Consider the following 24,242-nt stretch of genomic DNA (forward strand, 5'->3'; position numbering starts at 1 on the left):
AGGAATACTTTATGTCCACCCCTTTAACGCGCCGCCGTTTCCTTGCCATAGCTGCCACCCTTGCCGCCGGTGTCAGCATTCCTTTTGCCATCAGCCGCAAAACCAATCAGCTGACTCATTCAGCCAGCCCGAATCAAGAAGGGCAGCCTGTTATCTGGAAAGGGATTGCATTAGGCTCGGGTGCGGAATTGCGTTTGTTCGGCGTTGGGCGCAGGCAGGCGGAGATACTGATCAACAAAGTATTGGCAGAAGTTTCACGGTTGGAAAAAATCTTCAGCCTGTATCGGGACGACAGCCTGATCAGCCGTTTAAACCGAGAAGGCCGTCTGAAGAATCCGCCATCCGATTTTTTGCAGCTGCTCAGTATCAGCCGAGATATCCATCAGCTGACGCAGGGTGCATTTGATCCCAGCATTCAGCCTTTGTGGAATCTGTATGCCAACTATTTCAGGAGAAACCCCAAAACCGAAACGCCACCATCTGAACGCAGTATCAAAGACACGCTCAAATTAGTGGATTTCAACAAAGTCGATTTTGATACTAAAGAAATCCGTTTTGCCCAAAAAGGCATGGGCTTGTCGCTTAACGGCATTGCCCAAGGCTATATCACCGACAAAGTAGCCGAATTGTTGAAGCAGCAAGGCGTTACCCAGGCATTGATTGATATGGGGGAGATTTACGGCTTTGATAATGCCAACCAGCGCGAGTGGAATGTCAGCATTCGCAATCCTGACCAAGAAGACCAAATCCTGACCACCATTGCCATGAAAAATCAAGCGTTTGCCACATCGGGTGGCTATGGCACGGTGATGGACGAAGCTGGCAAATTTACCCATCTTTTTGATCCGCGTACAGGCGGAAGCCAACCGCGCTATAAAAGCATGAGCGTCATGGCGGAAAGTGCGGCAGTTGCCGATGCTTTTTCTACCGCATTTTCTATTATGGATGAAGCGGCCATCCGAGCAGCGGCCCAAGTTAAAAAGGCACAGGTTTGGCTGGTGATGCCAAATAATGAATTGAAGAAGATTTGAGATTGAGAAAAAGAATAGTTTTGCCAGTTGCTTTGAATATATGAATAAGGGAAAGTCTAAAATATTGAAATAATGAAATATAAAAAAAGAAGGGCTGCCCAAGGGGCAACCCTGAAACTCTTGCAGCTGGGAGTAATTAGCAAGAGATTACGACACTTAAAACAAAAATTCACTCATTTCAAAGCACGAAGCTTTAATATCTAAGCAAAACGGTATTTCGACCGCTCAAACCCCTTCGATACGGAGAAACACAACATACATGGGAAAATCCGACAAAGTGGTTTGAAGCAATTCAGATGAACGGTCTGTAATGCAGATAACCGGATATCTTTAGATAAACGGTATAATATCAGGATAAGCGGAACATTACTAGTGAATATTATAAAAAAGTAGAATAATTCATTTAGTGATTGATTATATTGAATAAAAACATGATTTCTTATTGAACTTTTTTACAACATATTGATTTGGTTTTAAAAAGGGAATTACGTAAGTATTTGGCGTTAATCAAAAAACTTGTTTTGAGCTTTGAGAAGAGATAATCAATAGAAAAAGGCCGTCTGAATGTTCAGACGGCCTTTTTTCAAAAAGTTACTTATTTGGTTGCAGAAGCAGTAGAAGCAGCTTCGGCTTGAGCGCCTGCAGCTGCGTTTTCACCCCATGCCGCAGGATATTTGTAACCGGCAAAGCGTTTTTGTGAGTAAGCTTTGAACTCGTCAGAGTTGTAGGCTTCGGTTACATCTTTCAGCCATTGGCTGTCTTTGTCGGCAGTGCGGACGGCAGACCAGTTAACGTAGGCAAAGCTTGGCTCTTGGAACAGGGCTTCGGTCAGTTTCATGCCGCTGCTCATGGCGTAGTTGCCGTTAACGATGGCAAAGTCAACGTCGGCACGGCTGCGTGGCAGTTGGGCGGCTTCAAGCTCTACGATTTGGATATTTTTTGGATTCTCGGCAATATCGTTTTTAGAAGCAGTCAGCGGATCAACGTCGGCTTTCAGTTTAATCCAGCCCAATTCGTTCAACATAACCAATGCACGGGCAAAGTTGGATGGGTCGTTAGGCGCAGAAACGCTGACGCCGTCTTTCACTTCGTCCAAAGATTTCAGTTTGCCAGGGTACAGGCCCAAAGGTGCAGTCGGTACTTGGAAGGCTTCAGTGATGTCCAGTTTGTGTTCTTTTTTGAAGTCATCCAGATAAGGTTTGTGTTGGAAGATGTTGATGTCCAATTCGCCTTCAGCCAAAGCAAGGTTGGGGCGCACATAGTCGGTGAACTCGATCAGTTTGACTTTATAGCCTTTTTTCTCCAAAGCCGGTTGGATTTGGTCTTTTACCATATCGCCGAAGTCGCCGACGGTTGTACCGAAGACGATTTCTTTTTTCTCTGCGCCGTTGTCGGCAGAAGAAGCAGCAGAGGCAGCAGGCGCGCTGTCTTTTTGACCACCGCAGGCAGCCAATACGATGGCCAGCGCAGCAGCAGAAAGGGTTTTGAAGAATGTGTTGGTTTTCATATTTTGCTCCAGATGGATGATAAAACGGTTTCAGACGGCCTTAAGCTGCCGCCGTCAAAAAAAGAGGAATTGTAAATCTATTTTGGGAATATGAGGGTGTTTTTTGTAGATTTATTTGGTATATCCTAATATGTTCTAAATAGATAACAGGCCGTCTGAAAAATAGTAAGTCCATTTCAGACGGCCTGGTTTGTTTAACGTTTATCCAGTTTGCGCGCCAATCTGTTGCCGATACCTTGAATCAGGATAACGAGTAAAACCAGGATGGCAACGATGAAGATGATGACTTCCATTTGATAGCGGTAGTAGCCGTAACGGATAGCAAGGTCGCCCAAACCGCCGCCGCCAATCATACCTGCCGCCGCGCTGTACGACAAAAGGCCAATAGCCAGTACGGTAATGCTGGAAACCATACCTGCGCGCGCTTCATTCAAAAGCACTTTGCAGATGATGCTCATGGGTGAGGCACCCATTGCGGAGGCCGCTTCAATTACGCCTCTGGGTACTTCGCGCAGGTTTTGCTCAACCAGACGGGCGAAGTAGAATAGGCCGGATACGCTCAATACCAATGAGGCGGCAACCGGGCCGATGGTCGTGCCGATGATGGCGCGTGTAACAGGAATCATGGCAATCATCAGGATGACGAAAGGGAATGCGCGCATCAGGTTGACCAGGTTGTCCAAAAACAAATTCAGCTGTTTGTTGTAGTGCAACTGATGGCTTGACGTCACAAACAGCAATACGCCCAAAATCGTACCGAAGATAACGGCGAAAGTAGTCGATAGGCCGACCATAATAAAGGTTTCGCCCAAGGCTTGGATAATTTCGCCCTTCATGCTGACGATGGTCTCAACAGCACTTTCAAATGTTAAATCTGCCATATTAGTCCTCTCGAATCAGCTCTTGCCCGATTTCGGATTGGGCATGGATTTGGTTGCCGTGTACTTCAACGATTTCCAGCAGACGGCCTTTATCCAAGAGGGCGGCACGGTCGCACAGGCGGCGGATAACGCTCATTTCGTGGGTAACGATGACGATGGTTACGTTGAAACGTCGGTTGATGTCTTCCAAACATTTCAAAACGCTGCGCGTAGTGGCGGGGTCGAGGGCGGAAGTGGGTTCGTCGGCGAGGATGACTTGAGGTTGCGGCGCCAGCGCACGGGCAATGCCGACACGTTGTTTTTGACCGCCGGAAAGTTGGGACGGGTAATGGTTGGCACGGTCTTGCAAGTCGACAATTTCCAAACATTCTTCAACACGCGCTTGGATTTTTTTAGACGGCCATTTGGCAATTTCTAAAGGGAAGGCGACGTTTTCGGCAACGGTACGGTTGCTCAATAGGTTGAACTGTTGGAATACCATGCCGATGTTTTGTCGGGCGTGGCGCAGTTGCGTGGCGTTGAGTGCGGTCAGCTCTTGGCCGCACACGCTGACGGTACCTGTATCCGGACGTTCCAATAAGTTAATCAGGCGCAGCAGGGTGGATTTGCCTGCGCCGGAATAGCCCATCAAGCCAAAGATTTCACCCTGTTTGATTTCGAGGCTGGTCGGCTCGACGGCGACAAAGTCTTTGTTGTCGCGTGTTTGATAGTGTTTGGAGACGTGATCCAGAATAATCATGGTTTATCCGTGTTTTCTTTAATTCGTGTGGCCATCAGGGTGTGCAGACGGCGGTTGTCGGCGCGTGCGACGGTAAATTGCAGGCTGCCGATGATGACTTTTTCGCCGCGTACGGGCAGGTGTCCCAATTCTTGAATGACCAGGCCACCGATGGTATCGGCTTCTTCGCTGCTGTATTCCGTACCGAAGAAGGTGTTGATGTCTTTGATTTCGGTGGCAGCGTGGATGCGCCAGCGTTCGGAAGAAACGGCGTGGATATTGTCGGCGCTGTCGTCTTCATCAAATTCGTCTTCGATGTCGCCGACGATTTGCTCGATGATGTCTTCAAAGGTTACCAGGCCGGATGTACCGCCGTATTCGTCAATGACAATCGCCATGTGGTTGCGTTGTTCGCGGAATTCTTTTAAAAGGGAGGCCAGTGATTTGCCTTCGGGGACGAAAACGGCAGGGCGCAAGACGGATTTCAGGTGGAACTGCTCGGGGTTGAACATATATTTGAGCAGGTCTTTGGCGTGCAAAATGCCCAAAACTTCGTCTTTGTCTTCGCCGATGACGGGGAAACGCGAATGGGCGGTTTCGATGATGTAGGCCGTGATGCGCTCGATGCTGTCGTTTTCTTTCAATACGTTCATGCGGCTGCGCGTAATCATGGCATCGCGCACTTCCAGCTCGGCAAAGTCCAATACTTTTTCCAGCCGGGTCAGTGTGTCGGCATCAAAAACTTCCTGCTCGTGCGCTTGGCGCAGCAGGGTCAATACGTCTTCGGCGGAATCAGGCTCGCCGGCAAGTCGGGAGATTAGGCGTTCGAAAAACTTGGGTTTCGACTGCGTACCGTCCATTTTAATATTCGTCCTCTTGGTAGGGGTTGGGGAAGCCTGCCGCCAGCATCAGGCGGATTTCTTCGGCTTCCATTATTTCGGCTTCATTGTCTTCGATGTGGTCGTAGCCCATCAGGTGTAAAGTACCGTGTATGGTCAGGTGGGCAAAATGCTGCTCAGGTGTTTTGCCTTGTTCGGCGGCCTCTTTCAAAACCACTTGCGGACAAATCACCAAATCACCATACAAGCCGTCTGAAAACTGGTCGGGCAGGATTTCGCCTTCGTTGAGCGCAAAACTCAATACATTGGTGGCGTAATCTTTGCCGCGGTAGTCGCGGTTGTAGGCGCGGGCTTCTTCTTCGTCCAGAAGAATCAGGCTGATGTCAGCGCGGCGGTATTCGTTTTTCAAGGCAGACCATGCCCAGCGGTAAAAATCGCGTTCGCTCGGAAGGTCGGCGGCGGAAGAGGCGTTTTCAAAGTTCAGATGAAAACGTTGCCGCTGTAAGGATAAAAAAGGATATTTTTTGGCGCGTTTCATGTTGTCCGGAAAATTTGGTTTTTAGGTGTAAATATAACATATTCACCCACATGCCGTCTGAAAAACCGCCCAAAATATGATAGACTTCATGCCGTTTTCCATCTTTCAGGCAACCATTATGAACCCGAAAAAACTCGTTATCGCCAGTCGCGAAAGCCTGCTTGCCATGTGGCAGGCAAAACACATCCAAGGCCGTCTGAAAGCCCTGTATCCCGATTGCGAAGTCGAGATTTTGGGCATGACCACGCGCGGCGACCAGATTTTGGATAGAACTTTGTCAAAGGTCGGCGGTAAAGGCTTGTTTGTCAAAGAGTTGGAACAGGCTTTGTATGACGGCCGGGCTGATTTGGCCGTGCATTCGATTAAAGACGTACCGATGGATTTGCCTGAAGGTTTCGCGCTTGCAGCCATCGGCGAACGCGCCAATCCGTTTGACGCATTTGTGTCCAACCAATACGCGCGTCTGGAAGAAATGCCCAAAGGCGCCGTCGTCGGCACATCCAGCCTGCGCCGCGAAGCCCAGTTGCGCGCGCGCTATCCGCATTTGGTCATCAAACCTTTGCGCGGCAATGTGCAAACCCGTTTGTCCAAACTCGATAACGGCGAATACGACGCGATTATCTTGGCTGCCGCCGGTTTGCAGCGTCTGGAATTGGACGAACGCATCCGCATGATTTTGTCGGAATCCGACAGTCTGCCTGCCGCCGGACAAGGTGCATTGGGTATTGAAATTGCAGCGCATCGCGAAGATTTGTACGAAGTCTTGAAGCCGTTAAACCACGATACCACACACGCCTGCGTTACAGCCGAACGCGCATTGGCACGTGCTTTGGGCGGAAGCTGCCAAGTGCCGCTGGCCGCATATTGCACTGAAGAAAACGGCTTGCTGACCTTGCGCGGCTTGGTCGGCCATCCCGACGGCTCGGTCATTTTGCAGGCGGACGCGCAAGCACCTGCCGAATACGCCGATGCTTTGGGTCGCGCTGTCGCCAAAAAACTGTCAGATGACGGTGCGGAAGAATTGATTGCCGCCGTATTGCAAGAACAGGCTTAAAACAGCATAGATAATGTAAAAGGCCGTCTGAAACTTTCAGACGGCCTTTGTTTGGTTGATGCTTAAGGATTCATAATCCGCGCAACCAAAGCTTTTTCTTTGCCTTGCATATTCGGGATTTTGACCTGAATGCCGTTGCCTGGGGCAACATCGACAGGCTGACCTTTGCGGGTCATTTGTTCCAATTTGATGGTTTGGTTGCCGCTCGGGTGGATGATTTCGAGTGAATCGCCGACTGCAAAGCGGTTTTTGACTTCGATGGTCGCCCAGCCGTTTTCATCGATTTCGGTAACGTGGCCGACATATTGGCTTTGTTTGGCGATAGAGTGGCCGGTCAGGTAGTTTTGGTAATCCTGAGTTTGGTGGCGCTCAAGGAAGCCGCTGGTGTAGCCGCGGTTGGCAAGGCCTTCGAGTTCGCTCAACAGGCTGTAATCAAACGGACGGCCTGCGACGGCATCATCAATCGCTTTGCGGTAGGACTGGGCGACGCGGGCGACGTAATAGAGCGACTTGGTACGGCCTTCGACTTTGAGACTGTCCACGCCGATTTTGGCCAGTTTCTCAACCACTTCAATGCCGCGCAGGTCTTTGGAGTTCATGATGTAGGTGCCGTGTTCGTCTTCCATAATCGGCATCATTTCGCCCGGGCGGTTGGACTCTTCAATCAGGAAAACTTTATCGGCGTAGGGATGGCGTTTTTGACCGTTGATGCCTTCGAAGTTTTGGTTGGCTTCTTCTTGGGCTTTTTCAAAGTTGAAACCTTGCAGAAGCTGGGCATCACCCGCGTCGCTTTCGACGGCGTTGTGGACTTTGTAGTCCCAACGGCAGGAGTTGGTGCAGGTGCCTTGGTTGGGGTCGCGGTGGTTGAAGTAGCCCGACAATAGGCAACGGCCGGAGTAAGCGATGCACAATGCGCCGTGGATGAAGACTTCAAGCTCGATGTCGGGACATTCTTGGCGGATTTCGGCGATTTCTTCCATGCTCAATTCACGCGACAGAATAATGCGTTCAACGCCGATGTTCTGCCAGAATTTTACGCCCCAGTAGTTGGTGGTGTTGGCCTGTACGGACAGGTGAATCGGCATTTCCGGCCATTTTTCGCGCACGGTCATGATCAAACCCGGATCCGCCATAATCAGCGCATCGGGTTTCATGGCAATCAAAGGCTCCATATCGGAAACGAAGGTTTTGAGCTTGGAGTTGTGCGGCAGCGTATTGACGGTCAGGAAGAATTTTTTGTTGCGCTCGTGCGCTTCTTTAATGCCTTGCTCGAGGACGTCGAGTTTGGCAAATTCGTTGTTGCGGGCGCGCAGGGAGTAACGCGGGCTGCCGGCGTAAACGGCGTCTGCGCCGTAATCGTAGGCGGCACGCATACGTTCGAGGCCGCCTGCAGGCAATAAGAGTTCGGGTGCTTTCATGTTTTATGCTTTTTAAAATGTTTTCAGACGGCCTTTAAGGGAAGAGGGAAGGCCGTCTGAAAGATGTTTGAAGAATGGGCGAATTATCCGCTGTTTTTGTGTTTCGGTCAATTTTGTGTCGGGTTTGCGCTTTGTTTTTTATACGGAAAATGTCCTATATGGGCAAAGGTGAAAAGGGGCTTTAATTTATTAGAAATGTAAAAAAAGCAGGGTTGGGCGGAATAATTTAACAAAAAACCGTTCAAGCAATGTATTTTCTTGTAAAATATCAAGCTTCATTTTAAAAAATATTCGGATTAGTTACCGATTTTGACCGACGGAAGGTTTATGGATTTTCGTTTTGACATTATTTATGAATACCGCTGGATGTTTTTATACGGCGTGTTGACAACGCTGGGACTGACGGTGGTTGCAACGGCAGGTGGCTCGGTTTTGGGTTTGCTGTTGGCATTGGCGCGTTTGATCAATCCGGAAAAAGCCGGTGTGCCGATGCGTGCCTTGGCTTGGGTGTTGCGTAAGATTTCTTTTTGGTATGTTACGCTGTTCCGCGGTACGCCATTGTTTGTACAAATTGTGATTTGGGCTTATGTTTGGTTCCCATTTTTCGTTCACCCGGCCGACGGTGTGCTGATTAGCGGCGAAGCAGCTGTTGATCTGCGCCGTTCTTATGGTGCGCTGATTGCCGGTTCTTTGGCTTTGGTTGCGAACTCGGGTGCGTATATTTGTGAAATTTTCCGTGCCGGTATTCAATCGATTGATAAAGGCCAAATGGAAGCTGCGCGTTCTTTGGGGCTGACCTATACTCAGGCGATGCGTTATGTGATTTTGCCGCAAGCTTTGCGCCGTATGTTGCCGCCATTGGCCAGTGAGTTTATTACGTTGTTGAAAGACAGCTCATTGCTTTCCGTCATTGGCGTGGCAGAGTTGGCTTATGTACAAAGCACGATTACCGGCCGCTATTCTGTCTATGAAGAGCCGCTTTATACAATTGCGCTGATTTATTTGGTGCTGACAAGCTTTTTGGGTTGGGTATTCCTGCGATTGGAAAACCGTTACAATCCGCAACACCGCTAATCGCTTTAAATCAAAAAAAGGAAGACTTTTTCAAGTCTTCCTTTTTTTATTTGCTGTCAATGTTTCAGACGGCCTTGAATCAGAATGCTTCACCGACTTTGACACCGCCAGCGATGTCTTTTGGCGTTGCCAGTTTGGCAGTTGCTTGTTGGGCGGCTTGGAATGCTTCGGTTGCCATGATGTCGGCGGCTTCTTGTACGGTCAATGTGTTGGCCATGTATTGCCAACGCGCTGCCAAGTCGGCGTTTGCCGGTGCGTGGAAACCGTCTCGCAATTCATCTACCAAATCGGGACGGTTGCACACCAGTACAATATCGCAGCCTGCTTCAAAAGAAAGGCGGGCGCGTTCTTTAATACCGCCGACACCGCATGCGCCTTCCATGGTCAGGTCGTCTGAAAAGATAACGCCGTTAAATCCGATTTCTTGGCGCAGGATTTGTTTCAGCCATTTTTCGGAGAAGCCGGCAGGTTGGCTGTCGGTTTGCGGGTATACGACGTGGGCAGGCATGACTGCGGCCATGCCTGCTTGGCTCAATGCTCGGAAGGGGATAAGGTCTGCGGCTTCTAGCTCTTCTCGGCTGCGTTCGTCGCAAGGCAGGACGTGATGGCTGTCGCCTTCGACAAAGCCGTGGCCGGGGAAGTGTTTGCCGCAAGATTTCATGCCGCCTTTGTTCAGACCTTTTTGCAGGGCAAGGGCAAGCTGGGTAACGATGTTGGCGTCGCGGTGGAAACTGCGGTTGCCGATGACGGCGCATTGACCCCAGTCCAAATCCAATACAGGCGTAAAGGATAGGTCGATACCGCAGGCGGAGAGTTCGGTTGCCAAAACCCAGCCGACTTGTTCTGCTTGGGTACAGGCGGCTTCTTGGCCTTCGTTATCCCAAATTTCGCCCAATACATTCATGGCAGGCAGGCGGGTGAAGCCGTCAATAAAACGTTGAACCCGTCCGCCTTCGTGGTCGACGGCGATGATAAGTTCAGGTGTACGGACGGCTTTGATTTCTTGAACCAAAGCTTTGAGCTGGGAAACGTTTTCAAAGTTGCGGCGGAACAAAATAACGCCACCGACGGCAGGGTCGAGCAGGCGTTGTTTTTCTTCTTCGGTCAGATGATAGGCAGCGACGTCGGCCATGACTGGGCCGCGTGGAAGATGAGGCGTATTCATTGTTTTGTCCTGAATAATGTATCTATTGGATAATCGTTATGTTCAGACGGCCTGAGAGTGTAAGAATATCTCAGGCCGTCTGAATATTGGTTTTGAATTAGGCAGTTGCTTTTTTCTTGTCTTTTAAGATGAAAACCAACACAACCATCACGATGCCGGTTACCACAAAACCTAAAGGCGCAGAGCCGGTCATGCCCAGTGCGAGGTAGCCTGTGGCAGCAGATGCGGCTACGGTCAGCGCATAAGGGAATTGCGAGGTAACGTGGTCGATGTGGTTACAGTGTGCGCCGGTAGAAGAGAGGATAGTGGTATCGGAAATTGGCGAGCAGTGGTCGCCAAATACGGCACCGGCCATTACGGCAGACATGCAAGGGATAATCAGCGAAGGTTCGACTTTGACGGCCATGGCGGCGGCAATCGGCAACATGATGCCGAATGTGCCCCAGCTTGTGCCGGTAGCGAAGGCCATCACGCCTGCGAGCATAAACAAAATCACGGGTAGGAAGCCTGCGTGGATATTGCCTGCCACCAAAGTGGAGAGGTATTCGCCGGTGTGCATCTCGCTGACAACGGTGCTGATGATCCATGCCAAAATTAAGATGGTAATGGCACCGCGCATAGAGATGATGCCCTGCCAAATGGCTTTAGGGTAATCGCCGGTTTTGATGGTGCCGATGGTGCAGAGGATGACGGCCAATACGCCGCAGGTGCCGCCGAATACGAGGGAAGTGTTTACATCGGTATTTTCAAATGCGCTGAGCAAAGAGAAGGTTTCAGAAGCTTGTGCGCCAGTGTAAATCATGGCGGAAACAGTGGCGACGATCAGTACCAAAACCGGCACAATCAGAGCGAATACGCGACCGTTGGGATGGCCTGTTTCAACGGTTTCATCATGAATTTCATTCAAAGCGGCGCGTTCCAAACGGGCCATGGAGCCGATGTCGAAGGAGAACCAGGCCACGACAAACACCATAATCAATGCGAAGACGGCGTAGTAATTCATCAGGCTCATGGCCACGAATGCGCCCATTGGTGTGTAGTCTGTGATGTTGTAAGTCACCAAAAGGCCTGCCAAAGTAGCAATAATCGATGCCCCCCAGCTGGATACAGGCATCAAAACGCACATCGGCGCGGCAGTGGAGTCAAGGATATAAGCCAGTTTGGCGCGGGAAACTTTGAATTTGTCGGTTACAGGGCGGGCAATCGCGCCGACGGCAAGGCTGTGGAAATAGTCGTCAATAAAGGTAACGAATACCAGGCAGGCAGTCAGCAGCTTCGCACCACGGCGGCCTTTGATGTGCTGTTTTGCCCAATCGGCAAATGCTTGGTTACTGCCTGAATGCGTCAGCAGGGAAGTGAAAATCCCCAAAAGCACTAAGAAGAGCAGGATTTTGGGTTTGCCCAAAGACCAATCGCCGTCCGCCCAAGTCAGGCTGACGGCCATGTCTTTCAAGTGAACCAAGGCATCAAGCGGATTACCGCCTACCAGCAGGAATGAGCCGACGATAATGCCGACACCCAAGGACAGCAATACACGACGCGTGGCAATGGCCAGGGCAAGCGCGATGGCTGCAGGAATAATGGATAAAATAGAATTCGAATAATTAATAAGTTGCATAATTATATTGTATATAAGCGGTGAAATATTTTCAGACGGCCTAAACTGGAAGACGGATAACAAAATACCCACCGCCTCTGACAGATGGGTATTTTATCATTTAACGCATCATCATGCCGTCTGAAAATCTTGCTATTGCAGATTTAGCGCGAGGAACAAAGTATTGCCTTCGCGTTGTACCAAAAGCGGTACGTTTTTGCCTGCGCTTTCCAATGCGCTACGGAAAGTGGATTCGTCATTGACGCTGATTTGGCTGACGGCAATAATTTCGTCGCCGCGTTTGAGGCCGGCACGTTCGGCCGCACCGCTAACGCGCAGAACGATTAAGCGTTGTTTGCCGTCTGCGTTTTCAACCTGCAAAGTTAGGCCTGCATTTTCAACGGTAAATCCGTCATGGCCGCCTTCGTGTTGCGGGTGTTCGGCTTCTTTTGCAGAAGTTTCCGTTTGTTCGGCTGCGCTGCCAAGTTTGACTTTGACATCGGTTTGTTTGCCGCCGCGCCAAATGCTCAAAGTCACTTCTTTGCCCGGCATCATCGAGCCGACCATGACCGGCAAGTCGCTGGAGGCACGGACTTCTTCTCCGTTTACGCTGCGGACAATATCGCCGACTTGCAACCCGGCTTGTTGCGCTGCGCTGTTCGGCATGATTTTGGCAATCAGCGCGCCGCTTGCTTTGTCCAAACCGAAAGATTTGGCCAAATCGTAAGAAACTTCTTGGATAACCACGCCTAATTGACCGCGTTGGACTTTGCCGTTGGCTTTTAATTGATCGGCCACATTCATGGCAACATCAATCGGAATGGCAAACGAAATGCCCATGAAACCGCCGCTTCGGCTGTAAATTTGCGAGTTGATGCCGACTACTTGGCCGCGGAGGTTGAATAACGGGCCGCCTGAGTTGCCGGGGTTGATGGCAACGTCGGTTTGGATGAACGGCGTGTAGTTTTCATTCGGCAGGCTGCGGCCTTTAGCGGAGACGATGCCTGAAGTTACGCTGTTGTCAAAGCCGAAAGGTGCGCCGATGGCGGCTACCCATTCGCCCGGTTTCAAATCTTTCGGATTGCCGATTTTGACAACCGGCAAGTCTTCTTGCGGCTCAATTTTTAAGAGGGCAACGTCGGATTGGGCGTCTGAGCCGACCAGTTTGGCCGTGTATTCGCGTTTGTCGTTGAGCAGGACTTTGATATTGCCCATGCCAGCAACCACGTGGGTATTGGTCAGGATATAGCCGTCTTTGCTGATGATGAAGCCGGAGCCGAAATTCAGATCGTCGCTTTCGGTATCTTCTTGCGGCATGTCTGGCATATTGGGAACAAGGCGTTTGAAGAACTCGTAAAACGGATCGTTGTCGGGAAATTGGCTCAGGTCCATGCTGTGGTCGTCATCCGGTGTCGCAGAGCGTTTTGCCGGTGTCGCTTGAATATTGACGACGGCCTGTCCTTCGTTTTGCACCAGTTGGGCGAAGTCGGGCAACAACATACCGACTTTTCCGTCATCGGTATTGGTTTCAATACGTTGAACGAGTTCTTTGTTTTCGTCTTTGTCGAAAAAGGTGCTGACTTTGTCGCAACCTGAAAGAAGGGAAGCTGAGAGGACAGCAAGGGCCAGATATGTGTTTGTTTTAATATGCACGAAAGTTCCTTTTGCCGGTGCCTATCGTATTGTCGGCATGCGTTTGAATCGGCAGGCAGTTTTATTGTTTGAATGCTGTTTAAATGTATAAGGTAGGATTTTTACACTTTAACGGTTTTTTTTCAAGCATTTCATTTTAAATGAAAAAATGATAATTGGGATTTTATTGTTTTAAGGCCGTCTGAAAACTTTTGAATATGACCTGTCGGTCGGTTCGCTTTTTTCAGACGGCCTTTAAATTGTGGTCAGTCGTGTTGATCCAAATGGTAGATCTGTGCCACGGCATCGATTAATTCGCTGTTGTCCGAGCCAGCTTTATTGAGCGTGCGTGTCGGAGAGTGGAGCAGTTTGTTGGTCAACTGAATGGAGAGGCGTTCGAGGACATCCTCGGCGGATACGCCTTTTGCCAGTTGCTTCATGGCATTTTCCAATACTTGGCGGCGTGCACGTTCACCTTCGTCGCGCAAGGCGCGGATAAGCGGAACGCTTTGGCGGTTTTTCTGTAGGCGGATAAATTCGCTGACTTTTTCTTCCACCATGCTTTCAGCCGCCGCCGCTGCTTTTTTGCGCGCATCTTTACCGCTTTGGACAATGTCCATCATGTCGTCTACGGTATAGAGATATGCGTCTTCCAATTCGCCGACTTCGGCTTCGATATCGCGCGGAACAGCCAAATCCAGCAGGAAAACAGGCATGTTGTGGCGTTTTTTCAATGCGCGTTCGACCATGCCTTTGCCGACGAGTGGGAGTTGGCTGGCAGTGGAAGAAACAACCACGTCGTAATCGTGAAGAATATCGGGCAATTCGTTCAGCAGGCAAGCTTCGGCGTTGACACCGAGTTTGTCGCACAATTCCTGCGCGCGCTGGTGTGTGCGGTTGGCAACGGTAATGAGCTTGGGATTTTTGGCGGCAAAATAAGTAGCCACCAGCTCAATCATTTCGCCTGCGCCGATAAAAAGGACGTTCAGATCAGAAATGGAAGGGAAGATTTGCTCTGCCATTTTGACCGATGCAGAAGCCATGGAGACGGAGTTTTCGCCGACAGCAGTGTCGGTACGCACTTCTTTGGCAACGGCAAAGGTTTTTTGAAACAGGGCGTTTAAGTGGGTGTTGATGCTTTCCTGTTCTTGCGCAACGCGGACGGCATCTTTGATTTGACCGAGAATTTGCGGTTCGCCCAAGACCATGGAATCTAAACCGCAGGCGACGCGGAAGGCGTGGCGGACGGTTTCATTATTATCTAAGGTATAGAGGTAAGGGCGGATTTCTTCGGCAGGCAGGTCGTGATATTGTGCCAACCAGTCGATGATTTTTTCGGTTTCGCCGACGCAGTAAAGCTCGGTGCGGTTGCAGGTAGAAAGAATGACTGCTTCTTCCGCCGCCTCACTACGCGCGAGGTTGGACACGGCATCCGGCAGATTTGCAGCTGCAAATGCCAGTTTTTCGCGTATGCTCAAGGGCGCGGTTTGGTGATTGAGTCCGACGACGGTAAGTTGCATGGTTATGGTATGACTGGGTAGTGTGTGTGGTGGGTATTATAGCTTAAGTGGGCTTTAAAATGAATGTGTTGGGGGAGAAGATGCAATGAGGTTTGCCATCGAAAAGGCCGTCTGAAAAGATTCAGACGGCCTTTTATCAAGAAAGGCTTAAACGGCTTCAGCTTCTTCTGCCAAGAAACCGCGCAGTTTTTGCATAGCTTTGGCTTCGATTTGGCGGATGCGTTCGGCAGATACACCGTATTCGGCAGCCAATTCGTGCAGGGTCAAACCGCCATCGTCTTGCAACCAGCGGCTTTCAACGATACGGCGGCTGCGGTCGTCCAGTTGTGCCAAGGCGTTTTGCAGACCTTCGGTTTGCAGGGCGTAGTGGGCTTGTTTGGACAACTGGCGGCTAGGCTCTGCATCGTGATCGGCCAACCAGTCGATAGGGGCGAAGTTGTCTTCGTCATCGTTGTTTTCTGCCATGATGCCGATATCGTGACCGGTCATGCGTTGTTCCATTTCCAAGACTTCGGACAATTTGACGCCCAAATCGTCGGCGATTTCTTGCGCTTCTTTTGGAGACAAGGCATTCAGGTTTTTACGCATGCTGCGCAGATTGAAGAACAGTTTGCGTTGCGGTTTGGTTGTGGCAACGCGGACCAAACGCCAGTTGCGCAAAATGAATTCATGGATTTCGGCTTTAATCCAATGCACGGCAAACGAAAACAGGCGCGCGCCGCGGCTCGGTTCGTAGCGTTTGACGGCTTTCATCAGGCCGATATTACCTTCTTGAATCAGGTCGGCTTGGTTGAGGCCGTAGCCGTCGTAACCGCGTGCAATGGATACGACGACGCGAAGATGAGACAGAATAAGCTGTTTGGCGGCGTTGAGATCGCCTTTTTGTTGACGTTCGGCCAGTTGTGTTTCTTCTTCGGCAGTCAGCATGGGAATGCTGTTGACAGTATGAATGTATTGCTCGAGGCTACCGTTGCCGCTGTGGATAACGGGTAATGCAAAAGCTTTATTCATAAAGGATACTCTCCTTGATTGGGCCGTCTGAAAACGGCTTTTTGTTTATTGTGTGACAAGCAGTATAACACTGCCTGTGGTTTGTTTTGTTATGGGTTGGATTTTTTCTGTAAATTAACGATAGATCCAATAGTTTTTACTGCTTGAATCGCAAGGGTTGATTGTCTTAGAAAATTTGAGTGATTTGCTAGGTTTTGGCTAAGTATATTACAAACATTTCTGTATGTAAATAGTTTTGGTGATAAAAAAGACCTTGTATAACAAGGTCTTAAAAATTTTTTATTCTGGTTTTTTCCGGCCAATCAGGATAAGGAATACGCCGATAACGGCCAAAATGCTGATAAGCCATGTTGAGCCGCCTGCTTTCATATAAGGCGTTTCGCCGATATAGCCTTTAACGTGGCCTTCGAGGACGGTTTCTGTATCCGGTTGGGCTTCGGCAACAATCGTACCTTTAGGGGAAATAATGGCGGTCGCGCCGGTATTGGTGGCGCGAACCATGTAGCGGCCCAGTTCCATTGCACGCGCTTGGGACTGTTGAAGCTGCTGGTACATGGCATTGGACTTGCCATACCACGCCATATTGCTGATGTTGGCAAGCAAGGTGGAGCGTTTCGCCGTTGCAATGAGTTCGTCGCCGAAACCGTCTTCATAGCAGATATTGAAGGCGACTTTTTGATCTTTCATCACCAAAGGCGCTTGGTTGTCGCCGCCTTTTTGAAAGTCGGCCAAAGGCATATCCATCATTTTATAGAGGCGCTCGGTAATGGTGGGCAAGGGCTTGTATTCGCCAAATGGAACGAGGTGGTTCTTGGCGTAGTAGGGGATGGTATCGGAAGTGCTGTTGTGATAGTCGCTCAAATTGATGACTGCATTTTCGTAGCCGTTGCCGTCGGGCGTATATTGGCTGATACCGATGGCCAACGCGCTGCCGTTGCTTTGCGCTTGCTCGGCGAATTGTTCCAAGATGCCTTCGGGCAGGTCTTGGCGCATCAGTGGCAGGGCGGTCTCGGGCAGGATGACGATGTCAGCACTGGTTTTGCTGATTTGTTCGTAGTATTTCTGAATGGTTGGGATGATTTGCTCTTCTTTCCATTTCAGATTTTGCTCGATATTGCCTTGAATCAGGGCAACCGTGCTGGTGCTGCCGTCAGGGCGGGTGTATTCGGTTTGTTGGGAAATGTAGCCGACGGAGCAGAGTGCAACGATAAGGAATAAGGGCAGGAGGCGGTGTTTCAGACGGCCGTGGTTGTCAATCAGCAACACCAGCCATGCGCTGAGAAAAGCGGTTGCCAGCGTGACCATATGAATGCCGCCCAAAGGCGCGAAGCCTGCCAACGGGCTGTCTTTGATGATTTGGGAATAGCCGATTGCACCCCAGCCGAATCCAGTCAGGAAACGTTCGCGGGCAAATTCTGCCAGCGTCCACAAAATCGGCAGCAGGAGGCCGGTTTTGGCCCAGCGCGACAGGTTGCATTTTCTCCACACCCAAAAACAGATGGCCGGATAAAGCGCAAGAAATGCCGGCAGCAGGAAGGTGAGGGGGATGGCGTATGAATCCGGCAAACCCGAAACATCATGCAAGGCAGTGTGTATCCAATAAAACTGCGCCGTATAACCGATTAATCCGAACAGATAGGCAGTCATGACGGCAAAGCGTGGACGCAATTCAATCAGGCGTATCAGCGCGCCAAACAACAGCGGCATCAGCCAGAAATGATAATACGGGGCGAAAGTGAACGGTGTCGCGGCGGCAATCAAGATGACCAGCGGCCAGTAAAGCAGCGGATGTTGCCAATATTGTTCGAGTTTACGGAAAATATTCATGCTTTAAATGGTATTGAGGCCGTCTGAAAAGTTTTCAGACGGCAGGGAAACAAAATCAGTCTTTTTGAAACAATTTCATTGCAGGCAGGACGATTGCGCAAGCCAATGCACCGGCGGCTACTCCGACCACCAAGTTGGCGATATGTTCCATCATGCCGCTGTCCCAATGCTGTGCGTGGAGGAAATCGTGCAAAAAGCCAAGGTTGTGGGTGATCAGTCCGCCGCCAACCAAGAACATCGCCAGCGTACCGACAATGCTCAAGCCACGCATAAACCAAGGCATAAATGAAATCAAACTGCGTCCGATACCTTGCACAGCAACGCTTTTTTGGCGCATCAACATCATGCCGAGGTCGTCAAGTTTGACGATAATGCCGACCAAACCATAGACCAATGCCGTCATGCCGACACCGATGGCGGCCATAACCAAAGAACGCGTCATCAGGTCATATTTTTCAACAACGCCCAGCGCGATAATAATAATTTCGGCGGAGAGGATGAAATCTGTGCGGACCGCGCCTTTCACTTTTGTTTTTTCGTCTGTGACTTCAGGCTCGGCATCGTGTCCGTCTTCGTGTTCATTGCGGTGCAAGAATTTGTGCAACAGTTTTTCCACGCCTTCAAAACACAAATAAACACCGCCGATCATCAACAAGGGCGTAATCAGCGCTGGCAGGAAAGCGGAAAGCAACAGTGCAAGCGGCACCAGAATCAGCTTATTGACCAGAGAGCCTTTTGCCACCGCCCAAATAATCGGCAATTCGCGCTCGGCGGATACGCCGGTTACCTGATTGGCGTTGAGCGCCAAATCGTCACCGACCACGCCGGCGGTTTTTTTTGCGGCGACTTTGGTCATCATCGCTACGTCGTCCAAAACGGCGGTAATGTCGTCCAAAAGCGTAAAGAGAGAGGCGAAGGCCATAATGTTGTCCGGATAAAATCAAATAAACGCGCGATTATATATGAAAATTCAGTTGCTTGAATGGTTTCAGACGGCCTTTGACGGAAATTAACCAAAGGCCGTCTGAAAATGCTATTTCGGCGTATAACGTCCAGCCATGGCTTTATACACCATATTTTCGTATTTCAAGGCTTCATAGCGTTGGTTCAGTAGGTTTTGCGCCGAGCTGTATTCCGAATTCAAAGCCTCCAGCCAGTCTTTCAGCTCGTTTTTACCGTGTTGGTAGCGTACTTGATAGTAATGGCTGTTTTTCTTGTCCAACTGATAACGCTGTTCTTGATTGGCAAGGCTGGCCTGCGCGTTTTTGTAGGCAAGGTAATTGGTGTTGACCTCGTTGAGCGCGGTAGTCAGGGCTTTTTCAAAATTCAGCTTGGCACTGTCCATCTCCGCTTGTACGGTTTTGTCTTTCCATTTCATGATCTGCCAATTAAGGAAAGGCAGATTGATGGTGGCCGATCCGCCTAACATAGGGATATTGAACGTGCTTTTCGCTTTATCGGAAGACGTACTCAAACTTGCGCCCAAAGTAATCGACGGATACCAACTGCGTTTTTGCGCGTTGACCGATTGCTGCGACGCCTGCAGGCGGTATTCGGCGGCGCGCAGGTCGGGGCGGTTGGCTAAAACGGTAATCGGTACGTCCAAGTTCACGCCTTTGACCGGCAGCAGGCGGAATTGTGCCGGATCGGCGGCCATGTTTTCAGACGGCCTTAAATTCAATAAATTACGCAAAACCTGTTTTTGCGTATCCAAATTGTTTTGCAAAGACAACAGGCTGTTTTCTGCGCTCAGCAATGACTGTTTGGCTTGGGTCGGCTGGCTTGAGTCGGCTCGGCCGTAGTGGAACTTGGCATTCGCAATGCGGTTGATTTCCTGGTATTGCTTCAGCGATTTTTTCGCCAACTCGATGGCTTCGTTCAGGTAGGAGATATTGAAATACGCATCGGCGACATTATTAATCAAAGTCAGGCGTGTATTGGCCATGTCTTCATGCGTGGCTTGGTATTCCCATACCTGCGCATCGGCAGTGGCACTGAGTTTGCGCCACAAATCCAATTCGTAGCTCAAACCAAGCTGGCTGCTGAAGGTATTGCCATGGCTGCCGGTTTTCAGGTTTTTAGAAGCGTTCGCGCCCAACGATCCGCTGAACGAAGGCACCAAATCCGCGCCCAAAATATTGGCTTGATACAAAGCTTTGTTGACGCTGATGGCGGCCTGTTTCAAATCGACATTGTTCGCCAGCGCCTGCTCCATCAGCGCATTGAGCTGCTGGCTTTGGTAGATTTCCCACCAGTTGCCGTTTACATCGTAGCGTTCGGCAGTTTCCGCCGCGCTCATGACTTGGCCGGTCGCTTCCAGCGTCAGGTTCGGATTGGCTTTAGGCGCGGCGCACGCACTTAGGGCAAGGGCAACAGCCAATGATAAGGCTGCTTGGGAAAAAGGTTTCGTCTTCATAAAAAATCTTTCGGGTAACAGCATTTCAGACGGCCCTAAAATAATAGGCCGTCTGAAACATAATCAATCCTGAGCCAGCGCATCAATCGGGTTGAGCTTGGAAGCCTTGTTGGCAGGCATAAAGCCGAACGCGACGCCGATGGCGGTGGAGCAGACGACTGCGCCGATGACGGAAGTCATGGAAATGCTCATTGGGAAGTCGGTAACAAAATAGTTGAACACCAGGCTGATGCTTGCGGACAGCAATACGCCGGACAGGCCGCCGATGATACAGATTAAGACGGCCTCAATCAGGAACTGTTGCAAAATATTGTTGCGGCGTGCGCCGATTGCCATGCGAACGCCGATTTCTTTGGTGCGCTCGGTAACGGAGACCAGCATGATGTTCATCACGCCGATACCGCCGACCACCAAAGAGATGACCGCGATGGAAGAAATCAGCAGCGTCATGGTGCCGGTTGTGCTTTCCACCATTTCTTTGATGCTGTCGCTGTTGTTCATAAAGAAGTCTTCTGTACCGTGGCGTGCTTTCAGCAGCTCGGTCAGGCTTTTTTCGGCAACCTGTGTGTTGGCATCGTCTTTGATTTTGACAACGATGGAGTTGGTATAGCTTTCGCCGGTAATTTGGTGCATGACCGTTGTATAAGGCGACCAAAGCATCAGCGAGTCGGAATTGCCAAATGAGTTGTCATCCTTTTTCATAATGCCGATGACGGTTAGCGGACGTTTTTTGAAAAGGATGGTTTTGCCTAAAGGATTGACACCTTCGCCGAAGAGTTTGGTTTTGGTGTTTTGGTCGATGACGACAACTTGGGCATCGGTTTTTACATCGTCATCATCAAACAGACGGCCTTCTTCCAATTTCAAACCGCGCACGTCGAAATATTGTTCGCCTACGCCGTAAAGCGAGGCGGTCAGGTCGGTGTTGCGGTAGGTCAAGGTGCCGCTGGAGTTGGTTTGAGGGGTGGCGGAGGCGACGTAACTTTGTTGGCTGATAGCTTTTGCGTCATTAATCGTCAGTGTCTTGATCCGTCCGCTTCTACGGTCGCCAAAACCACGGCCGGGGAAGATACTGATGGTGTTTGTGCCCATCGAGTTGATGTCTTCCAAGATTTTTTGTTGAGAACCATTACCCAAGGCCACTACCGATACTACCGAAGCGATACCGATGATAATCCCCAGCATGGTCAGCAGCGAACGCATTTTGTGCGCCATAATCGCCTGTACCGACATTTTGAATGCTTCCATAAATTGATCGTAATAAAACGACCAGGAAGCTTTTTCTTTAATCCTCTCCACTTTGCTTGGCGGAATATCGGGATTTTTAGACGTATCCGAAATAATCTGACCGTCGCGAATTTCGATGACGCGGTTTGCATTTGCCGCAATGCCCGGATCGTGGGTAACCATAATCACGGTATGCCCGTCTTCGTGCAGCTTGTGGATGATTTCCATCACATTTTTACCGCTGGCGGTATCCAATGCGCCGGTTGGTTCGTCGGCAAAGATGATTTCGCCGCCGTTCATCAACGCGCGGGCAATCGAAACGCGCTGTTGCTGCCCGCCGGAAAGTTCGCTGGGTTTGTTGCCTTCTTTATTTTGCAAACCCAAATCGCCCAACAGTTTTTCCGCACGTTCCGCGCGCTCTTTGCTGTCCATGCCCATATATACGGCAGGCAGGGCGACGTTGTCCCGGGCGGTCAGCGAACTTAACAGGTTGTAACGCTGGAAAATAAAGCCGAAACGCTCACGGCGCAAAGCCGCCAGCTCATCCGGCTGCATTTGCGATGTTTCGATGCCGTCGATTTGATAAGAGCCGGAAGTGGCGGAATCCAGACAGCCCAAGATATTCATCAGCGTTGATTTGCCCGAGCCGGATTGGCCGATAATCGCCACAAAGTCGCCTTTTTCAATAGAAAGGCTGACATCTTTCAATACATGCACACGGTTTTCACCGCTACCGAAAAAACGGTTGATATTCTTACATTCGATTAAACTCATAATCTTTCCAGGCGAAAAATAGACATACAGAAACCAAGGCCGTCTGAAACACAGCCAAACCTTTCAGACGGCCTTAATCAATCAGCGGGGAGGGCCGCCGCCCATCATCGCGCGTTCGCTGCTCTTATTCTTTTCGTCTGCGCTCATTTCAGAAACGATTACTTTTTCGCCTTCTTTCAAGCCGCTTTTGATTTCGGTATTCATACTATCTTTCAAACCGACGGTTACTTCGCGTTCTACCGCTTTATTGTCTGCACCCAAAATGCTGACATAGGATTTACCGTTATGTTTTTTTACAGTCAGCGTCGGTACCAGTAAGACATTCTTCACGCCGTTGATTTCAATCGTGTTTTGAGTGGTCATGCCGATGGAAAGTTTGCCGTCGGAATTTGGCACCAAGGCGCGGGCATAGTAGTAAATCGCATTGGAAGTTGTGTCCGTGCTGCTGGTGTAGCTGCCCAAAGACATGGTGGTCAGGCCGGGGTCGACGCTGTCCAATTTCGCTTTAATCGGCGTGTCCGGCTCGGACAAAATGGTGAACGAAATATCCTGACCGGCTTTGACCTTTGTGATGTCGCCTTCTGCAATCTGCATTTTGTTCAACATGGTTTCCAGATTGGCCAGCTGGATAATGGTCGGCGTAGATTGCGCCGCATTGACGGATTGGCCTTCTTCAACAGGAATGGCGACCACGGTTCCGTCCATGGTGGCGGTAATCCGCGTGTGTCCCAATTCGGATTCGGCCGTATTGATGGAGATTTTGGATTGTTTGATGGAGGCCTTCAGTTCGGCGACATTGGCTTTGGCTGCGGCTAAAGAGTCTTGTGCAGATTCCAAATCTTCTTTGGAAGTGGCTTGTTCTTTCCATAAGGCAAGTTCGCGCTTATATTTTTTCTCCGCACTGGAAAGCGCAATTTCGGCAGAAACCAATTTTGCCTGATAAGTTTCCAGTTTGGATTTTTCGGTATTTAAGGTATTGAGCTGATTGGTTGAGTCGATTTCTGCAATCAAATCGCCTTTTTTCACTTGTTGGCCCAGTTTCACATACAGTTTTTTAATCTGGCCTGAAGCTTCCGCGCCTACGGATACCAAATTGGAAGGCGAGATTTCGCCGGTTGCCGATACGGTTTGACGGATATCGCCGAGTTTGACCACTTCCGTAATAAAAGAAGACTGAGGCTCAGGCTTCATCAAAGACCAGCCGCCGAAAGCCGCAGCCACGATAACAGCCGTACCGGCCGCCCACTTGAAAACTTTAGACATATAAAAGGAACCAATTCAATAAAATAACGTCGCAGACAAGCAACCAATGTATTGATAGAAACAAAAAAACAACTGGATTTTACTGTAAAGACCAAGACCAACCAAGAGACGGTCAACTTAAATTGAAGTTTAACTTATTGAAATAAAAAATAAAAGGATGAAGATATTTTTCAGAACTTGTACCTCGTTTACATAAATTCCCAAACTCCCTCCGAATCTGAACATTTAAGCCGCAAGAAAACGACTATAATATTCATGTCTTATTCCAATTATTAACGACACAAATAAAATGAAACACCAACAAGGCTTCACGCTTATCGAGCTGCTGATAGTCGTTTTGATTGCAGCCATTCTCGCTACCATCGCCTATCCGTCTTATCAAAACTACATCCGCCAAACGCGTCTCGCATCCGTCCGCACACAGATGCTGCATAATGCCCAACAACTTGAACGCTACTATACTCAAAAAAGTACTTTTGTAGGGTTTCCTACCGAAAATTTGCAGCAGAATCAATATTTCAATATTAGTTTTTCCGAAGGTACGGATTCTATGCCTGATCCTTCCGATTCAGGTTATATTTTGAAGGCTGTACCCAATAGAGAAACCAATGCCGATGAAACTTGTACCGTTTATTACAACGACAGCGGTATCATCTGGGCAAACAGTGATAAACAAAACTGCCCCGGTTATGAAATACCAAAATCGGAATAAATCGAAATATAAAAGGCCGTCTGAATTTTAGACGGCCT

General features: G+C 49.6%; 20 protein-coding genes. 4 read left to right on the plus strand and 16 right to left on the minus strand.

Going from position 1 to position 24,242, the window contains the following annotated elements:
- The first annotated feature begins 11 nt into the window (after window positions 1-11).
- Entirely contained in the window at window positions 12-1,031 is a 1,020-nt protein-coding gene (locus ACTHSA_RS03400; RefSeq protein ID WP_070587445.1) for an FAD:protein FMN transferase, read from the plus strand.
- 595 nt (window positions 1,032-1,626) lie between these two features.
- Here the strand turns inward: ACTHSA_RS03400 and ACTHSA_RS03405 are convergent.
- The 5 genes from ACTHSA_RS03405 to ybeY form a co-directional block, all read right to left on the minus strand.
- Window positions 1,627-2,538, minus strand: a complete 912-nt coding sequence (locus ACTHSA_RS03405; RefSeq protein ID WP_070587443.1) for a MetQ/NlpA family ABC transporter substrate-binding protein — start codon at window positions 2,536-2,538, stop codon at window positions 1,627-1,629.
- Window positions 2,539-2,732: 194 nt separating this feature from the next.
- The gene (locus tag ACTHSA_RS03410; protein ID WP_070587440.1) at window positions 2,733-3,419 is read right to left on the minus strand and encodes a methionine ABC transporter permease; all 687 of its coding nucleotides are present in this window, start codon (window positions 3,417-3,419) and stop codon (window positions 2,733-2,735) included.
- Between the two features lies 1 nt (window position 3,420).
- A complete protein-coding gene (locus ACTHSA_RS03415) occupies window positions 3,421-4,158 on the minus strand; it encodes a methionine ABC transporter ATP-binding protein (RefSeq protein WP_004519679.1) in 738 nt (245 codons plus the stop codon).
- Window positions 4,155-4,997 (minus strand): HlyC/CorC family transporter, encoded by an 843-nt coding sequence (locus ACTHSA_RS03420; RefSeq protein ID WP_049344871.1) that lies wholly within the window; start codon window positions 4,995-4,997, stop codon window positions 4,155-4,157. Before ACTHSA_RS03420 ends, ACTHSA_RS03415 begins: the two co-directional genes overlap by 4 nt.
- Window position 4,998: 1 nt before the next feature.
- A complete protein-coding gene (ybeY, locus tag ACTHSA_RS03425; RefSeq protein WP_440367225.1) occupies window positions 4,999-5,514 on the minus strand; it encodes an rRNA maturation RNase YbeY in 516 nt (171 codons plus the stop codon).
- A gap of 118 nt (window positions 5,515-5,632) precedes the next feature.
- Between ybeY and hemC the strand changes: the two genes are divergently transcribed.
- Entirely contained in the window at window positions 5,633-6,568 is a 936-nt protein-coding gene (gene hemC / locus ACTHSA_RS03430) for a hydroxymethylbilane synthase (protein WP_440367226.1), read from the plus strand.
- Window positions 6,569-6,630: 62 nt separating this feature from the next.
- Here the strand turns inward: hemC and trhP are convergent, their stop codons facing one another.
- Complete coding sequence (trhP, locus tag ACTHSA_RS03435; protein ID WP_003748589.1) at window positions 6,631-7,986, minus strand: prephenate-dependent tRNA uridine(34) hydroxylase TrhP; 1,356 nt, start codon at window positions 7,984-7,986, stop codon at window positions 6,631-6,633.
- Between the two features lie 327 nt (window positions 7,987-8,313).
- Between trhP and ACTHSA_RS03440 the strand changes: the two genes are divergently transcribed.
- Complete coding sequence (locus ACTHSA_RS03440) at window positions 8,314-9,060, plus strand: amino acid ABC transporter permease (RefSeq protein ID WP_049344868.1); 747 nt, start codon at window positions 8,314-8,316, stop codon at window positions 9,058-9,060.
- Window positions 9,061-9,139: 79 nt separating this feature from the next.
- On the opposite strand, the gene nagZ is transcribed toward ACTHSA_RS03440, so the two are convergent.
- The 10 genes from nagZ to ACTHSA_RS03490 form a co-directional block, all read right to left on the minus strand.
- Complete coding sequence (gene nagZ / locus ACTHSA_RS03445; RefSeq protein WP_039862102.1) at window positions 9,140-10,225, minus strand: beta-N-acetylhexosaminidase; 1,086 nt, start codon at window positions 10,223-10,225, stop codon at window positions 9,140-9,142.
- A gap of 97 nt (window positions 10,226-10,322) precedes the next feature.
- Window positions 10,323-11,843 (minus strand): Na+/H+ antiporter NhaC family protein, encoded by a 1,521-nt coding sequence (locus tag ACTHSA_RS03450; protein WP_004519687.1) that lies wholly within the window; start codon window positions 11,841-11,843, stop codon window positions 10,323-10,325.
- 132 nt (window positions 11,844-11,975) lie between these two features.
- Window positions 11,976-13,475, minus strand: coding sequence for a DegQ family serine endoprotease (locus tag ACTHSA_RS03455; protein ID WP_004519688.1), 1,500 nt, complete (start codon window positions 13,473-13,475; stop codon window positions 11,976-11,978).
- A 245-nt stretch (window positions 13,476-13,720) separates the two neighbouring features.
- Window positions 13,721-14,974 (minus strand): glutamyl-tRNA reductase, encoded by a 1,254-nt coding sequence (gene hemA, locus ACTHSA_RS03460; protein ID WP_003684306.1) that lies wholly within the window; start codon window positions 14,972-14,974, stop codon window positions 13,721-13,723.
- Window positions 14,975-15,121: 147 nt separating this feature from the next.
- A complete protein-coding gene (rpoH, locus tag ACTHSA_RS03465) occupies window positions 15,122-15,985 on the minus strand; it encodes an RNA polymerase sigma factor RpoH (RefSeq protein WP_004519690.1) in 864 nt (287 codons plus the stop codon).
- 279 nt (window positions 15,986-16,264) lie between these two features.
- A complete protein-coding gene (gene lnt / locus ACTHSA_RS03470; RefSeq protein ID WP_004519692.1) occupies window positions 16,265-17,812 on the minus strand; it encodes an apolipoprotein N-acyltransferase in 1,548 nt (515 codons plus the stop codon).
- Between the two features lie 55 nt (window positions 17,813-17,867).
- Window positions 17,868-18,734 (minus strand): DUF808 domain-containing protein, encoded by an 867-nt coding sequence (locus ACTHSA_RS03475; RefSeq protein WP_049344865.1) that lies wholly within the window; start codon window positions 18,732-18,734, stop codon window positions 17,868-17,870.
- A gap of 111 nt (window positions 18,735-18,845) precedes the next feature.
- On the minus strand, window positions 18,846-20,228 hold the full coding sequence (locus ACTHSA_RS03480) for a TolC family protein (RefSeq protein ID WP_039862103.1): 1,383 nt from the start codon (window positions 20,226-20,228) through the stop codon (window positions 18,846-18,848).
- Window positions 20,229-20,291: 63 nt separating this feature from the next.
- Entirely contained in the window at window positions 20,292-22,229 is a 1,938-nt protein-coding gene (locus tag ACTHSA_RS03485) for a MacB family efflux pump subunit (RefSeq protein ID WP_004519695.1), read from the minus strand.
- Between the two features lie 81 nt (window positions 22,230-22,310).
- Window positions 22,311-23,492: an efflux RND transporter periplasmic adaptor subunit gene (locus ACTHSA_RS03490; RefSeq protein WP_004519696.1), complete on the minus strand. Its 1,182-nt coding sequence runs from the start codon at window positions 23,490-23,492 to the stop codon at window positions 22,311-22,313.
- A 289-nt stretch (window positions 23,493-23,781) separates the two neighbouring features.
- On the opposite strand from ACTHSA_RS03490, the gene ACTHSA_RS03495 reads away from it, so the two are divergent.
- The gene (locus ACTHSA_RS03495; protein WP_004519697.1) at window positions 23,782-24,204 is read left to right on the plus strand and encodes a type IV pilin protein; all 423 of its coding nucleotides are present in this window, start codon (window positions 23,782-23,784) and stop codon (window positions 24,202-24,204) included.
- Window positions 24,205-24,242 lie beyond the last annotated feature (38 nt).

It is taken from the genome of Neisseria sp. P0008.S002 (genome assembly GCF_051962805.1).
Taxonomy (GTDB): Bacteria; Pseudomonadota; Gammaproteobacteria; order Burkholderiales; family Neisseriaceae; genus Neisseria; species Neisseria perflava.